Source organism: Cronobacter sakazakii, assembly GCF_000982825.1.
Lineage (GTDB): Bacteria > Pseudomonadota > Gammaproteobacteria > Enterobacterales > Enterobacteriaceae > Cronobacter > Cronobacter sakazakii.
On record NZ_CP011047.1, the window covers coordinates 1,144,315 to 1,159,733 of the forward strand.

Sequence of the window (15,419 nt, forward strand, 5' to 3'; positions counted from 1 at the left end):
GCCATGAAAATCAGTGACGGAAACTGGCTGATTCAGCCGGGTTTAAGCCTGCTGCATCCCGTTCAGGTATTCGATGTTGAGCAGCGCGACGGCGAAATGGTGGTTTATGCCGCGCCGCGCGACGTGCGCGAACGCGCCGGACAGCTCGATACGCCGCTTTTTACCCTGCGCTTTTTCTCGCCGCAGGAGGGAATCATCGGCGTGCGTATCGAACATTTTCAGGGCGTGCCAGACCACGGCCCGCATTATCCGCTCAATGCGCAAGCGCAGGTGCCGGTTGAGCTATGTGACACGGACCGCTACGCCGAGCTGCAAAGCGGCGCGCTCAGCGTGCGGGTGACCAAAGGCGAAAACTGGGCGCTTGATTTTCTGCGTGACGGCGAGCGTATTACCGGAAGCCAGGTAAAAAACAACGGCTATGTGCAGGATAGCAACACCGGCGGCAGCTACATGTTCGAGCGGCTGGATCTGGGCGTCGGCGAAACGGTCTACGGCCTCGGCGAACGGTTTACCGCACTGGTGAAAAACGGCCAGATGGTGGAAACCTGGAACCGCGACGGCGGCACCAGCACAGAGCAGGCCTATAAAAATATTCCCTTTTACCTGACCAACCGCGGTTATGGCGTGCTGGTGAACCACCCGGAGTGCGTCTCTTTTGAAGTCGCCTCGGAGAAAGTCTCGAAAGTGCAGTTCAGCGTGGCGGGTGAATATCTGGAATATTTCGTTATCGACGGCCCGACGCCAAAAGCGGTGCTGGACCGTTATACGCGCTTTACGGGGCGTCCGGCGCTGCCGCCCGCCTGGTCGTTCGGACTGTGGCTGACCACCTCGTTTACCACTAACTATGACGAAGAGACCGTGAACCGGTTTATCGACGGCATGGCGGAGCGCGAACTGCCGCTGCATGTCTTTCACTTCGACTGCTTCTGGATGAAAGCCTTCCAGTGGTGCGATTTCGAGTGGGACCCGGCGACATTCCCGGACCCTGAAGGCATGCTTAAACGCCTGAAGGCGCGCGGCCTGAAAATCTGCGTCTGGATAAATCCTTACATCGGCCAGAAATCACCGCTGTTTCGCGAAGGCATGGAGAAGGGCTACCTGCTAAAGCGGCCTGATGGTGCCGTGTGGCAGTGGGACAAATGGCAGCCAGGGCAGGGGATTGTTGATTTCACCAACCCGGCAGCGTGTGACTGGTACGCAGGCCATCTGAAACGGCTGGTCGGGATGGGCGTTGACTGCTTCAAAACCGATTTCGGCGAGCGCATACCCACCGATGTGGTGTGGCATAGCGGCGCTGATCCGCAAAAGATGCACAATCACTATGCCTTCATTTATAACGAGCTGGTCTGGAATGTGCTGAAAGACACCGTGGGCGAGCAAGACGCGGTGCTGTTTGCCCGCTCGGCGTCCGTCGGCGCGCAGCAGTTCCCGGTGCACTGGGGCGGCGACTGTTACGCCAACTATGAATCGATGGCGGAAAGCCTGCGCGGCGGCCTCTCCATCGGCCTTTCCGGCTTCGGCTTCTGGAGCCATGACATCGGCGGATTCGAAAACACCGCGCCTGCGCATGTCTATAAACGCTGGTGCGCGTTTGGGCTGCTCTCCAGCCATAGCCGCCTGCATGGCAGCAAATCGTACCGCGTGCCGTGGGCGTATGACGACGAAGCCTGCGATGTGGTGCGCCACTTTACACAACTGAAGTGCCGGCTGATGCCTTATCTGTATCGCCAGTCGGTGTTAGCGCACGAGCGCGGTACGCCCGTCATGCGCGCCATGATGCTGGAGTTTCCGGACGACCCGGCCTGCGACTACCTCGACCGCCAGTATATGCTTGGCGACAGCGTGCTGGTCGCGCCGGTTTTCAGCGAGGCGGGCGACGTGGCGTTTTATCTGCCGCCAGGGCGCTGGACGCATCTGTGGCATAACGATGAGCTGGACGGCGGCCGCTGGCATAAGCAGCGTCACGATTTTCTGAGCTTGCCGGTGTATGTGCGCGACAATACGCTGCTGGCGCTCGGTAATAACGATCAGAAGCCCGATTACGTGTGGCATGAGGGCACGGCGTTCCAGCTGTTTAACCTGGCGGACGGTGCTGCAGCGCGCTGCGAAGTGCCTGCCGCGAATGGCGAGACGACCTTTACGCTATGCGCGAAGCGCGAGGGCAAGCGGATTACGGTCGAAGGGCGCGGTCATGCGACCGGCTGGACACTCTGCCTGCGTAATATTCAGCAGGTTACGAGCGTTAATGGCGGTAACAGCGTGGGCAGCGAATGGGGTATTGTGGTGACGCCGGAGCGTGAGGCGCGAGCGTTTATCATCACGCTCTGAGAAACAAAAACGCCGCCAGCAGGCGGCGTTTTCTCTAAGGCTGCGTTACTGGCCCGCTTCCTGCCAGGCGCGCTCAATCTCTTCCGCCAGGATTTTCACGCCCGCCTCGATTTTCTCCGGCTCCGGCACATAATTCATGCGCATGCACTGGTGGGTGTGCGGCCACGGCTTATCCAGCCCCGGGAAGAAGAAATCGCCCGGCACCATCAGCACGCCGCGTTTTTTCAGGCGCTGATAGAGGAGCTCGGTGGTGATCGGCAAATCTTTAAACCAGAGCCACAGGAAAATCGCGCCTTCAGGCTTGTGAATGAGGCAGCGCTCCGGCGACAGATAACGGCGAATGATGGCAATCGTCTCCTGAACGCGCTGCTGATAGAAGGGTTTTATCACCTCCTGAGACAGACGCAGCAGATCGTTGCGCTTAATCATCTCGCAGGCCATCGCAGGCCCGATGCCGCCCGGCGCCAGACTGATTATTCCGTTCATGTTGCTGATGGCCGAGATCACTTTTTCATTGCCAATGATAATGCCGCAGCGGCTGCCCGGCAGGCCGAGCTTGGAGAGGCTCATGCACAGAATGATATTCGGGTTCCAGAGCGGGCGCGCCTCGCTAAAGATAATGCCCGGGAATGGCAGGCCGTAAGCGTTATCGATCACCAGCGGAATGTTGTGCTGGTTGGCGAGCGCGTCGAGCTTAATCAGCTCGTCGTCGGTGATCACGTTGCCGGTCGGGTTGGTTGGGCGCGATACGCAGATCATGCCGGTTTCCGGGCCGATATGCAGGTGCTCGAAATCGACGTGATATTTAAACTGTCCTTCCGGCAGCAGTTCGATATTGGGGCGCGCGGAGACGAACAAGTCTTCCTCAAGCCCGGAATCCGCATAGCCGATGTATTCAGGCGCCAGCGGGAACAGCACTTTTTTCGACGTGCCATCCGACTGGCGGCCGGCAAACAGGTTAAACAAGTAGAAAAATGCGCTCTGGCTGCCATTTGTCAGCGCAATATTCTGTGGTTCGACATCCCAGCCAAACTCTTTTCGCAACATGCCCGCCAGGGCTACCAGGAGCTCACTTTTTCCGCGCGGGCCATCATAATTGCAAAGCGCATCAGTCACTTTGCCGCTTTCAAGCATCGAGGCCAGCAGTTCCTGGAAATAGTGGTTCATCGCCGGGATTTGCGCCGGGTTTCCGCCGCCAAGCATGATAGCGCCGGGGGTGCGTAATCCGTCGTTGAGATCTTCCATGAGGCGCGTAATGCCTGCATGGCGGGTAAATTTGTCGCCGAAAAGTGAAAACGTCATAGCGGTCTGTCTGTCGCATTCTTTTAAAAAGAGGCTAACCATAGCGCTACAGGATGGCGGGTGCAAATCGGCGGGCGGGTGCTTTTCTGATGCAAAATGTTTCGATGCTGACAGCACGCAGCATTATATGCTGGATAACGAGACGGCGCGCCCGAAGACACGCCGCCTGGTGATTACTGCTGGCCAGCCCAGACGACCATAACGGTATCGTCACCCTGCTGGCGGATAAACCCATAGCCCTGTTTCAGTGACAGCGTCGTCTGCTTGCCGCCGCCGATGGCCGGGTGACGCGCGCGAAACTGCCCGAGCTTTTGCCAGTGCGCGAGCGTCGCCGCGCTTTTACCGTTGAGATCCTGCCAGTTCATATCGGATCGTGTGCCCTGGAGTGGATCGGAACCGGTTGGCCCGAAAGGCCGCTCACTTTCGTCGCCGTAAAAAATTTGTACCGCGCCGGGTGTGAGCAAAAGTAATTCTGCCACCCGCGGCCCGCCTTCGCGAAACAGCCGGGTATCGTGCGAGGAGAGGTAGCTCAGCGCATTGAACCCCTGGAGTTTTTCCGCCATCTGCTGCCAGACCATATCGATATTCGCGAAGCAGTCGGCGGCTTTCGCGGCCTGCTCCTGATAATCGAAGTTAATCATCGCATCGAAGCCGTGGCGATAGTAATCGCTCTGCATCACGCCGTGGCCCCAGGCCTCGCCGGTCATCCAGAACGGCGCGTCATCGAGCTTTTTATCCGGGTTTTTGGCTTTCCATTCGACGAGCGCCGCGCTGGCCTCGTTTTTCAGCTGCTGCCAGGCGGCCAGTTCAACATGTTTTGCCGTATCCACGCGGAAACCGTCGATACCGTAATCGCGCACCCACTGGCTTAGCCAGCGTGTCAGGTAATCGCGCGGCGTGGCGCCGTCGATAAGCTGTGCCGCGGTATCCGGTTTGTGCTGGTAGAAGTTTGGCAGGCCGGAGGGCTGTGTCGATTCCGTTTTCAGGTCCGGTAAAAAGGTGAGCGAGAGCGTGAGATCGTCAAAGCCGGGGCTGTCGTAATCGCCGATATCCGTGCGGATCCACGTTTTACCCCACCATTTTTCCCAGGCCGCTTTGTCGCTGAAATTAATATAGTCATTGAAGCTGTGCCAGTTCTGGCCTGCGCCAGGGCGCCAGTCGGTCCAGTTTTCACCAAGCGTCTTTTTCAGCTCGTCGCCTTTGAGGTAGAGCGCGCCAAACTGGAATTGCTGCATATCGGCGAGCGTGGCGTAGCCCGTGTGGTTCATCACCACGTCGAATAAAACACGAATGCCGCGTCGGTGCGCTTCATCGACCAGACGGCGTAAGTCGTCCGGCGTGCCCATGTTGGCATCCAGCTTCGTCCAGTCCTGCGGGTAGTAGCCGTGGTAAGCATAATGGGGGAAATCGCCTTTGGTGCCGCCGCCGACCCAGCCGTGGATCTGCTCCAGCGGCGAGCTTATCCATAGCGCGTTGACGCCGAGCGTTTGCAGATAATCCAGTTTGCTGGTCAGCCCTTTGAGATCGCCGCCGTGAAACGTGCCAATCTCCTGCATGCCGTCTTTATGGCGGCCATAGCTGTTGTCATTGGTCGGGTCGCCGTTCACAAAGCGATCGGTCAGGACGAAATAGACGGTGGCGTTATGCCAGTTGAACGCGGCCTGCGAAGCGGCATTAGCGCGCTCCATCAGCAGAAGCCCGTTGCTGCCGGGCGCGGGTGTCAGCGTAATTTTCCCCTGCGTGACCGTGGCGGTATTGCCACTGTAGAAGTCCCGCACCACGCTGCCTTCCGGGAACGTTTCTTTTACGGAGACCGTGAGCGGTTTGCCGTCCCATTTCGGGCACTGGCGTGTCACTTCCGCGACCGCCTTTTGCGCTTCCTGCTCGACGCTTAACATCAGGGTCGGCGTGCCGGATCGCGTGTCTATCTGCACCTTGTAATTGCCGTCGCGAAAGCGTCGCCATTCGGGGGCCGGGTCAACGCATGGCGTCAGTGAGAGCATCTGATTCAGTTTGACAGGCCCGGCAGGTTGCCAGCAGGCATTGCCCATCATCAGGCGCAGCGGCTGCGTGCCTTTCGCCAGCGGCCCCTGGCTTATAAACACGCCGGGGGTTTTTTCCTGAAACGCAGGCAGGTCTGGAGCGGACCACTGCGCGAGCGCGATGCCCGGCAGCAGCAATAGTGCGAGAGGGGAGAGGTTCATTATATGCATCCTGTGCGATTTTTGTTCAGTGTCGCATGGCGATATAAGGAATTCCTCATCCTTAAGCGGCAGTGAAAGGGGAGGAAACGGGAGGCTGAGCCGCGTCGTTTCAACGCCAGCATTAAATGCTAAAAATGGCATTTTTTAATGTTTATTTTCAGCGAGTTAAACTGCCTGCAAGCGCCGCGAATTCAGAATCGACTTATTTCTTTAGATGATCCAAAACGGTATTTTTGATAAGATTTAAGATTACTTTCTTAAATCCAATTAAATAATAAGGTGTTGGAATGCTTAAATCCGACCAGGAGACCTGATGATATCGACTTCAATTCGACGATTAGGGGCGGCGCTGTGTATGTTAGCCACCCTGGCATTTTCGGGTGAAGTGCTGGCAACGCAGCACACAACGAAAAAGAGCCACACAGTACACGTTACAAAGACAAGCGGTAAAAAACTGGCAAGCAGTAAAAAAGAGTATTCTCGCAATAGTGTAATAAGTGGTTCACTGCCTGATTTGCGAAAATACCCTTCCGGAACACCACGGAAAAAAGCGTTTCTCCGGACCGTCATGCCTTACATTACCAGCCAGAACGCGGCTATTTCCGCAGAGCGTAACTGGCTTATTTCAAAGCAGTATGACGCCCAGTGGTCGCCTGCTGAACGCGCGCGCCTGAAAGATATCGCGAAGCGTTACAAGGTAAAATGGAACGGCAACACGCGTCGCGTACCGTGGAATACGCTGTTTGAACGTGTCGATATTATTCCTGCCAGCATGGTCGCGACCATGGCGGCGGCGGAAAGCGGCTGGGGAACCTCGAAACTTGCCCGTAATAACAACAACTTGTTCGGCATGAAATGCGCGAGCAAGCGTTGTAATAACGAACCAGGCAAAGTGAAAGGGTATTCTCACTTTAACTCCGTTAAAGAATCCGTTAATGCCTATGCGGTGAATCTGAATACGCATCCGGCTTATGCTTCTTTCCGCAAATCGCGTCTGCAACTGCGTAAAGCGGATCAGGAAGTGACGGCCAGTAATATGATCCATAAGCTGAAAGGCTATTCCACTAAAGGGAAAAGCTATAACAATTATCTGTTTGCCATGTATCAGGATAATCAGCACCTGCTGGCAACCAATTAATTAACGGCTCTGATGAATCAGGCGCAAAAAACGTCTTCTTCGGAAGACGTTTTTTATTGCTTTTCGCAGCGTTGTATCCAGACACTATTAACGCCTGCCAGCATAAGCGTCGCTTAACGTTTTTACGTTAAACTGCCGCGCACGCTATATCATCACCTCGCTGAATCTGTCGCGATACTCCTTCGGCGTGGTGTCATACTCTTTCCTGAATACCGAATAGAAATATTGCAGCGACGGATAGCCGCACATCTGTGAAATTTCGTTAATGCTCAATGAGGTAGAAATCAGCAGGCTGCGCGCTTTTTCCAGCTTCTCCGCATGGATCACGGCGTGAATAGTTTCGCCGACTTCTTCTTTAAAGCGCTTCTCCAGGTTAGAACGGGAAATCCCGACCGCATCCAGTACCTGTTCGACTTTGATCCCTTTACAGGCGTGATTGCGAATATAGTGCATCGCCTGAATGACGGCGGGATCGTGCAGCGAGCGGTAATCCGTAGAGCGCCGCTCCACTACACGCGCGGGCGGCACCAGAACACGCTGGAGCGGCAGGTTTTCATTATCCAGCAGGCGATGTAGCAGCTTCGCGGCCTGATATCCCATCTGGCGCGTGCCTTGCGCCACAGAAGAGAGCGCCACGCGGGAGAGATAGCGGGTCAGCTCTTCGTTATCAATGCCGATAACGCACAGTTTCTCCGGCACCGGAATATGTAAATGCTCGCATACCTGAAGCAGATGGCGGGCACGGGCATCCGTCACGGCGATAATGCCGGTCTGCGGCGGCAGCGTCTGGAGCCAGTCAGAAAGCCGGTTCTGGGCGTGCTGCCAGTTTTCCGGCGCGGTCTCCAGCCCCTGATAAATCACGCCACGGTATTTCTCACGCGCGACCAGTTCGCTAAACGCATGCTCGCGCTCGGCGGCCCAGCGCTTGCCGCTGGACGAGGGAAGTCCATAAAAGGCGAAACGGTGCACGCCCTTCTCTTTGAGATGTAAAAACGCGCTTTCGACCAGCGCGTAGTTGTCTGTCGCGATGTAGTGCACTGGCGGGTAGTGCTCGGGCCGGTGATAAGAGCCGCCGACGCCGACGATCGGCACCTCGACATCTTTTAGCAACTGCTCGATTTCCGGGTCGTCAAAATCGGCGATGACCCCATCGCCAAGCCACTCTTTAATATTCTCAATTCGGGTGCGGAAATCCTCTTCCATGAAGATATCCCACTCTGATTGTGAAGCCTGCAAGTACTCACCAACGCCTTCAACCACCTGACGGTCATAAGCTTTGTTGGCATTGAACAGCAGCGTAATGCGATGACGCTTTTCAAACATAGTGACAGTATCCGGCCTTGAACCTGTTGTTTGAATAACACATATCCCGCGAGGCAGGATAACCGCGCACCTGCAATGTGATCCATTGCAGGTTATGTTTATGCGCGTCGGCGCGTCGCGGAATCCATCCAGACCGCCAGCAGCAAAATGGCCCCTTTGACGATGTATTGCCAGAAGGTGGGCACGTCCATCATGCTCATGCCGTTATCAAGTGACGCCATAATAAATGCGCCCATCACCGCGCCTGCGACGCTCCCGACGCCGCCCGCAAGGCTGGTGCCGCCGATAACACAGGCGGCGATGGCGTCCAGTTCGGCGATATTCCCGGCCGAAGGTGACCCGGCCCCGAGGCGCGAGCTTAAAATCAGGCCGGCGATCGCGACCATCACACCGTTTATCGCAAACACTGCAAGCTTAGTACGCTCCACGTTAATGCCGGAAAGCCGTGCGGCGTCGATATTGCCACCGATGGCGTATATGCGGCGACCAAACGCCGTATGGAGCGCCATAAACATGCCTGCCAGCAGAAGGAACGTTAGGATGAGTACTGGTGTGGGCACGCCGCGATAATCATTCAGCAGCCAGATGGCACCCAGCACAATCACCGCCGTCAGCGCCTGCTTGCTGACAACGGCACTGGAGGGCGTTGAGGTCAGCCCGAGCGCCTGGCGGCGCATCCGACCGCGCCACTGCCAGAAAATAAACAGCGCCAGCCCGAGCGCGCCGATGGCAAAGCCGACGCCGCCCGGCAGATAGCTCTGGCCAATCTGTGACATCGCTGGGCTTGTCGGCGACACCGTCGTGCCGTTGGTGATGCCTATCAGCACGCCGCGAAACGCGAGCATTCCCGCCAGGGTGACAATAAATGACGGGACTTTGCGGTAAGCGACCCACCAGCCGTTCCATGCGCCCAGCAGCAGGCCCAGCAGTAACGTGACGACAATCGTCAGCGGCAGCGGCCAGCCCAGCCAGACGTCAAAAATCGCCGCTGCCCCGCCCAGCAGACCCATCATTGAACCGACAGAAAGATCGATTTCTGCGGAAATAATAACGAAGACCATCCCGACCGCCAGAATGCCGGTAATCGCGGTCTGGCGCAGCAGGTTTGAGATATTACGGGCGCTCAGGTACGCGCCGTCGGTCATGAAAGTGAAGAACAGCATAATGACCACGATGGCCGCGATCATCACAAAGACCTGAACGTTGATTTTATTCAGTGCGCCGAACGAGACCGGCGAAGTGGCTGACGGCGCGGCCAGCTTGATTTCAGACGGATTGTTTTTCGACATGGCGATCGCTCCTCAGGGCGGCTTCCATCACCTGTTCTTGCGTGAGATGGCGGTTAACGAGATTGGCTTTTAGTCGGCCTTCATGCATCACCAGTACCCGGTCGCTCAGACCGAGCACTTCCGGCAGTTCCGATGAGATAACAATGACGGCGATACCCTGCTGCACCAGCTGGTGAATGAGTTTGTAGATTTCATATTTGGCACCGATATCAATGCCGCGCGTCGGTTCATCGAGAATAAGAATGCGAGGGTTTAGCAGCAGGCAGCGCGCGAGAATCGCTTTTTGCTGATTGCCGCCGCTCAGGCGGCCTATCGCCAGCATCGGCGACGCGGTTTTCACTTTCAGGCGCTGTAGCGAATCCAGAATGCATTGCTGTTCCGCCGCTGCATCCAGCGCACTGAGCGGCCCGCTGAACTCATCCAGCGCGGCGAGCGTAATGTTCTGCCCAACCGCCATCACCGGCACAATGCCATCTTTTTTGCGATCCTCCGGCACCATCGCGATCCCGTGGGCGATGGCCTGTTGGCAGTTGCGAAGCGATACCGGCTTGCCGTCGATAAAAATGTCGCCCTGCCAGCGCCCAGGCCATACGCCGAACAGGCACTGCATTGCCTCGGTACGCCCGGCACCGACCAGCCCGGCGATGCCAAGAATTTCACCACGACGCAGCGAAAATGAGAGATCGCTGACGCGCTTGATATGACGGTTCACCGGGTGCCAGGCCGTCAGGTTTTCCACACGCAAAATTTCATCACCGGGCGTATGAGGCTCGCTCGGGTAGAGGGCCGTCAGTTCGCGGCCCACCATCATTGAGATGATCTCCTCTTCACTCATTTGCGCGGCCGGGCGTGTGCCGACCGGTTTGCCATCCCTGATGACGCAAATGGTGTCGGATATCGCTTTTACTTCGTTTAGTTTGTGGGAGATGTAAATGCAGGCGATATCGTGCTGCTGAAGATCGCGAATGATATCCAGCAACAGCGCAGTCTCCTGCTCGGTGAGTGATGCCGTAGGCTCATCCAGCACCAGCAGACGCACCTGTTTATTCAGTGCTTTCGCGATCTCCACCAGTTGCTGCTGGCCAAGGCCGAGATCGCCCGTTCGGGTATGCGGAGAAACAAACAGGCTCACCTGCGCCAGCAGTTTTTCGCAGCGCACCGTCATGGCGTCGTAATCCAGCACGCCGTGGCGCGTGATTTCCGCACCAAGGAAGATGTTCTCCAGTACCGTCAGATTTTTTACCAGCGCCAGTTCCTGGTGAATAATCGCTATCCCTTTGCGCTCGGTATCACGAATATGGGCTGGCTTGAGCGGCTCACCGGCAAATGTGATTTCGCCTTCATAGCTGCCCCAGGGGTAGATCCCGCACAGCACTTTCATCAGCGTTGATTTGCCGGAGCCGTTTTCACCGCACAGCGACATCACCTCGCCTGGTGCCAGCGCGAGCGACACGTTATCGACCGCTTTAACGGCGCCGAAGGCTTTGGTGATATTTTTCATTTCGAGTAAATAAGGCATAACAAGTCCGCCTGCACTGGTCGGAGGGCGTCACTGGCGTTTACGGCGAACCGCAAACGCCGTGGGATTACAGTTCGCTCTTCTTATGGAAGCCGTCTTTAATGACGGTGGATTCAATATTGGATTTATCCACCTTGATGGGGGTTAACAGGCGCGCAGGCACTTCTTTCAGCCCGTTATTAAGTGTGGCGTCGGATTTAGGCTGCTTATCGTTGCCAAGCTCCACCGCGACTTCGGCGGCCGTATTAGCAAGCTGTGTGATCGGTTTATAAACCGTCATGGTCTGTGTGCCAGCGATGATGCGCTTGATTCCGGCAAGGTCGGCATCCTGACCAGAAATAGCCACTTTCCCGGCAAGCCCTTGCGCGCTCAGCGCCTGAATAGCGCCACCTGCGGTCGCGTCGTTAGAAGCGACGACAGCATCGATTTTGTTATTGTTCGCGGTCAGCGCGTTTTCCATAATTTTCAGCGCATTTTCTGGTAGCCAGCCATCCACCCACTGATCGCCGACGACTTTTATTTTCCCGCTATCAATAAATGGCTTAAGAACTTTCATCTGGCCATCGCGGAACAGGCGCGCGTTATTATCGACCGGCGAGCCGCCCATCAGGAAATAATTCCCTTGCGGCACCTTATCGACCAGGCTTTGCGCCTGGAGTTCGCCCACTTTCTCATTATCGAAAGAAATATAGAAATCGATATCGGCATTATTGATCATACGATCATACGCCAGCACTTTAATTCCTTCGCGTTTTGCCTCGGCGACAACGTTACTTAATACCTGCCCGTTATAGGGAATAATGACCAGCACATCAACGCCGCGGTTGATCATGTTTTCAATCTGCGACATTTGGGTTTCTTCATTGCCGTTCGCCGACTGCACAAACACTTTGGCGCCCAGTGACTCTGCTTTACTGACGAAAATGTCGCGATCTTTCTGCCATCGCTCAAGGCGCAGGTCGTCGATCGCCATGCCAATTTTGACGTCTTTTGCGATGCCGCTGAAGCTGGTCAACACCAGCGACGCGCACAGGGTAAGAATAAGCTGCTTTATTTTCATGATTTTTATACCTGTTCCAGTGTTACGAATGGGCTTAATTCATCGGGGACGAAACGGACATTCATACTTACGGACGCAGGAATTTTTAGCGCGGAAAGGCTGGCGATCAATTACAGATTTTAATCTTCGGGTTACGTTTTTTTGTTTATTTCTGATTTTATGACGCCGATCGGATTTCTAATGTTAAATCCAAAGCTTTCACAAATAAAATGGAATTTATCGCGCAATGCAATATTGAAAGGAACTAACTTGGTTTTTGCGAGCCAGCGCACATTTGTGCATTCTCTTAATCGCAGTGTGAAATAACGTAATTGAGCAAAGGGAAAGTAAATTCCAGGATTAATTTATTCTCGCTGGAACAGCCCTGATTACGGAGTTAATTATGCCGACTTATTTCGACCAACTTGAACGTGTGCGTTATGAAGGCCCGAAAACCACGAATCCCCTGGCATTCCGCCATTACAATCCTGACGAGTTGGTTGCCGGCAAGCGTATGGAAGACCATCTGCGTTTCGCTGCCTGCTACTGGCACACGTTCTGCTGGAACGGCTCGGATATGTTTGGTGTTGGCGCGTTTGAACGCCCGTGGCAGCAAGCAGGCGACGCGCTGAGCCTCGCGAAACGCAAAGCCGACGTGGCCTTTGAGTTTTTCCATAAGCTCAACGTGCCTTACTACTGCTTCCATGACGTTGACGTATCGCCGGAAGGCGCGTCGCTGAAGGAGTACCTGAACAACTTCGCCCAGATGGTAGAAGTGCTGGCGCAGAAGCAACAAGAGAGCGGCGTGAAGCTGCTGTGGGGCACCGCCAACTGCTTTACCCACCCGCGCTACGGCGCAGGCGCCGCCACCAACCCTGACCCGGAAGTCTTCTCCTGGGCAGCCACGCAGGTGGTCACCGCCATGAACGCGACACATCAACTGGGCGGTGAAAACTATGTGCTGTGGGGCGGGCGTGAAGGCTACGAAACGCTGCTCAACACCGATCTGCGCCAGGAGCGTGAACAGCTTGGCCGCTTTATGCAGATGGTGGTCGAGCATAAACACAAAACCGGTTTTCGCGGTACGCTGCTTATCGAGCCAAAACCGCAGGAACCGACTAAACATCAGTACGACTACGATGCGGCAACCGTGTATGGCTTCCTGAAACAGTTCGGCCTTGAGAAAGAGATTAAGCTTAACATCGAGGCCAACCACGCCACGCTTGCGGGCCACTCTTTCCACCATGAGATTGCCAGCGCCATCGCGCTTGGTCTGTTTGGCTCGGTGGATGCGAATCGCGGTGACCCGCAGCTCGGCTGGGATACCGACCAGTTCCCGAACAGTGTCGAAGAGAACGCCCTGGTGATGTATGAAATCCTCAAAGCGGGCGGCTTCACGACCGGTGGGCTGAATTTTGACGCCAAAGTGCGCCGTCAGAGCACCGATAAATATGACCTGTTTTATGGTCATATCGGCGCGATGGATACGATGGCGCTGTCGCTGAAAGTCGCGGCGAAAATGCTCGAAGAGGGCGAACTGGATAAACGTGTCGCCCGCCGTTATGCCGGCTGGAACGGCGAACTTGGTCAGCAGATCCTGAAAGGGCAGATGACACTGGCTGAACTGGCGCAATACGCCGAGCAGCATAATCTGGCACCGCAGCATCAGAGCGGACATCAGGAACAGCTGGAAAACCTGGTAAATTATTATCTGTTTGATAAGTAAAACGCGTTGCGCCGCCTTCGGGCGGCGTCCTGCACAGGAGCGGCTATGTATATCGGGATCGACCTTGGGACATCAGGGGTAAAAGTTATTCTGCTGGATGAGCAGGGAGCGCTTGTCGCCTCGCACAGCGAAGCGTTGCAGGTCTCCCGTCCACATCCGTTGTGGTCGGAGCAAGATCCCGAAAGCTGGTGGCAGGCAACTGACCGCGCTATGCAGGCGCTGGGTGCGCAGCACAGCCTGCGAGACGTGAAAGCGATTGGCTTGAGCGGACAGATGCATGGCGCGACCTTGCTCGATACACATCAGCGAATTTTGCGCCCGGCAATCCTCTGGAATGACGGGCGAAGCGCGCAGGAGTGCGCCATCCTTGAAGAAAACGTATCCGATTCGCGTGAAATTACCGGCAATCTCATGATGCCCGGCTTCACCGCGCCGAAACTGCTGTGGGTAGCGCGTCACGAGCCGGACATTTTCAGGCAAACCGACAAGGTGCTGCTGCCAAAGGATTACCTGCGTCTGCGCATGACCGGTGTATTCGCGAGCGACATGTCCGATGCGGCAGGCACGATGTGGTTGAACGTGGCGCAGCGCGACTGGAGCGATGCCATGCTGGCGGCGTGTCACCTGCAACGCGAGCATATGCCTGCGCTGTTTGAAGGCAGTGAAATCACAGGCGAGCTGAAAGATGACGTTGCCAGGGCGTGGGGCATGAAAGCAGTGCCGGTGGTGGCAGGCGGTGGCGATAACGCCGCGGGTGCGGTGGGCGTTGGTCTTGCTGAACCGGGCCAGGCGATGCTGTCGCTCGGTACATCTGGCGTTTACTTTGCCGTCAGCGATGGCTTTCGGGCAAACCCTGAAAGCGCGGTGCATAGCTTCTGCCATGCCTTACCGGCGCGCTGGCATTTGATGTCAGTGATGCTGAGCGCTGCGTCGTGCCTCGACTGGGCGGCAAGGATTACCGGCGCGGGAAGCGTACCGGCGCTGCTTACCGCGGCGCAAAGCGCGCGCGACGACGTGGGTGCTGTCTGGTTCCTGCCGTATCTTTCCGGTGAGCGCACACCTCACAATAATCCGCTGGCGAAAGGCGTGTTTTTCGGGCTGACGCACGAGCATGGGCCTGCCGAACTGGCGCGCGCGGTGCTGGAAGGCGTGGGTTATGCGCTGGCAGACGGCATGGATGTGGTGCATGAATGCGGGGTAACGCCGCAGAGCGTTACGCTGATTGGTGGCGGCGCGCGCAGCGCGTACTGGCGGCAAATGCTGGCGGATATCAGCGGTGTGCCGCTGGATTACCGCACCGGCGGCGATGTCGGCCCGGCGCTTGGCGCGGCAAGGCTTGCGCAGATTGCGCTTTCGCCAGAGCGTCCCCTTAATGACTTACTGCCGCCGCTTGCGCTGGAACAGCAGCATCAGCCGGATGCGGCGCGCCGACAGCGTTATGGTGAGCAGCGCGACACCTTCCGTAAGCTCTACCGGCAGTTACTGCCGTTGATGTCATAACCAAAAAACGGGTGTTATGAAAGCCGTCCTGAAACACCCGTTTTTTGTCCT

The 15,419-nt window shown here is 56.3% G+C and carries 10 protein-coding genes; 4 read left to right on the forward strand and 6 right to left on the reverse strand.

The window, feature by feature from the left end; genetic code table 11:
• The first annotated feature begins 3 nt into the window (after positions 1–3).
• Positions 4–2,328: an alpha-xylosidase gene (yicI, locus tag CSK29544_RS05355; protein ID WP_007895547.1), complete on the forward strand. Its 2,325-nt coding sequence runs from the start codon at positions 4–6 to the stop codon at positions 2,326–2,328.
• 45 nt (positions 2,329–2,373) lie between these two features.
• On the opposite strand, the gene avtA is transcribed toward yicI, so the two are convergent.
• Both avtA and CSK29544_RS05365 read right to left on the reverse strand, forming a co-directional pair.
• Positions 2,374–3,630, reverse strand: a complete 1,257-nt coding sequence (gene avtA / locus CSK29544_RS05360; protein WP_007895550.1) for a valine--pyruvate transaminase — start codon at positions 3,628–3,630, stop codon at positions 2,374–2,376.
• A gap of 173 nt (positions 3,631–3,803) precedes the next feature.
• Complete coding sequence (locus CSK29544_RS05365) at positions 3,804–5,834, reverse strand: alpha-amylase (protein WP_007895553.1); 2,031 nt, start codon at positions 5,832–5,834, stop codon at positions 3,804–3,806.
• Between the two features lie 313 nt (positions 5,835–6,147).
• Between CSK29544_RS05365 and CSK29544_RS05370 the strand changes: the two genes are divergently transcribed.
• Complete coding sequence (locus CSK29544_RS05370) at positions 6,148–6,972, forward strand: protein bax (protein WP_071601437.1); 825 nt, start codon at positions 6,148–6,150, stop codon at positions 6,970–6,972.
• Between the two features lie 144 nt (positions 6,973–7,116).
• Here the strand turns inward: CSK29544_RS05370 and xylR are convergent, their stop codons facing one another.
• From xylR to xylF, 4 genes are all read right to left on the reverse strand, one after another.
• Positions 7,117–8,295 (reverse strand): D-xylose utilization transcriptional activator XylR, encoded by a 1,179-nt coding sequence (gene xylR / locus CSK29544_RS05375; protein ID WP_004387589.1) that lies wholly within the window; start codon positions 8,293–8,295, stop codon positions 7,117–7,119.
• A gap of 98 nt (positions 8,296–8,393) precedes the next feature.
• Complete coding sequence (gene xylH, locus CSK29544_RS05380; RefSeq protein WP_007895560.1) at positions 8,394–9,584, reverse strand: xylose ABC transporter permease XylH; 1,191 nt, start codon at positions 9,582–9,584, stop codon at positions 8,394–8,396.
• A complete protein-coding gene (locus tag CSK29544_RS05385; protein ID WP_007852964.1) occupies positions 9,562–11,103 on the reverse strand; it encodes a xylose ABC transporter ATP-binding protein in 1,542 nt (513 codons plus the stop codon). Before CSK29544_RS05385 ends, xylH begins: the two co-directional genes overlap by 23 nt.
• Positions 11,104–11,170: 67 nt before the next feature.
• Entirely contained in the window at positions 11,171–12,163 is a 993-nt protein-coding gene (gene xylF / locus CSK29544_RS05390) for a D-xylose ABC transporter substrate-binding protein (RefSeq protein ID WP_004387592.1), read from the reverse strand.
• 382 nt (positions 12,164–12,545) lie between these two features.
• On the opposite strand from xylF, the gene xylA reads away from it, so the two are divergent.
• Complete coding sequence (gene xylA, locus CSK29544_RS05395; RefSeq protein WP_007797416.1) at positions 12,546–13,868, forward strand: xylose isomerase; 1,323 nt, start codon at positions 12,546–12,548, stop codon at positions 13,866–13,868.
• 45 nt (positions 13,869–13,913) lie between these two features.
• Positions 13,914–15,368 (forward strand): xylulokinase, encoded by a 1,455-nt coding sequence (gene xylB / locus CSK29544_RS05400; RefSeq protein WP_007895570.1) that lies wholly within the window; start codon positions 13,914–13,916, stop codon positions 15,366–15,368.
• Positions 15,369–15,419 lie beyond the last annotated feature (51 nt).

Bases quoted from the DNA above. Each gene is read 5' to 3' on its own strand.
- yicI (WP_007895547.1), top strand. From the start codon at position 4: ATGAAAATCAGTGACGGAAACTGGCTGATTCAGCCGGGTTTAAGCCTG.
- avtA (WP_007895550.1), bottom strand. From the start codon at position 3,630: ATGACGTTTTCACTTTTCGGCGACAAATTTACCCGCCATGCAGGCATT.
- CSK29544_RS05365 (WP_007895553.1), bottom strand. From the start codon at position 5,834: ATGAACCTCTCCCCTCTCGCACTATTGCTGCTGCCGGGCATCGCGCTC.
- CSK29544_RS05370 (WP_071601437.1), top strand. From the start codon at position 6,148: ATGATATCGACTTCAATTCGACGATTAGGGGCGGCGCTGTGTATGTTA.
- xylR (WP_004387589.1), bottom strand. From the start codon at position 8,295: ATGTTTGAAAAGCGTCATCGCATTACGCTGCTGTTCAATGCCAACAAA.
- xylH (WP_007895560.1), bottom strand. From the start codon at position 9,584: ATGTCGAAAAACAATCCGTCTGAAATCAAGCTGGCCGCGCCGTCAGCC.
- CSK29544_RS05385 (WP_007852964.1), bottom strand. From the start codon at position 11,103: ATGCCTTATTTACTCGAAATGAAAAATATCACCAAAGCCTTCGGCGCC.
- xylF (WP_004387592.1), bottom strand. From the start codon at position 12,163: ATGAAAATAAAGCAGCTTATTCTTACCCTGTGCGCGTCGCTGGTGTTG.
- xylA (WP_007797416.1), top strand. From the start codon at position 12,546: ATGCCGACTTATTTCGACCAACTTGAACGTGTGCGTTATGAAGGCCCG.
- xylB (WP_007895570.1), top strand. From the start codon at position 13,914: ATGTATATCGGGATCGACCTTGGGACATCAGGGGTAAAAGTTATTCTG.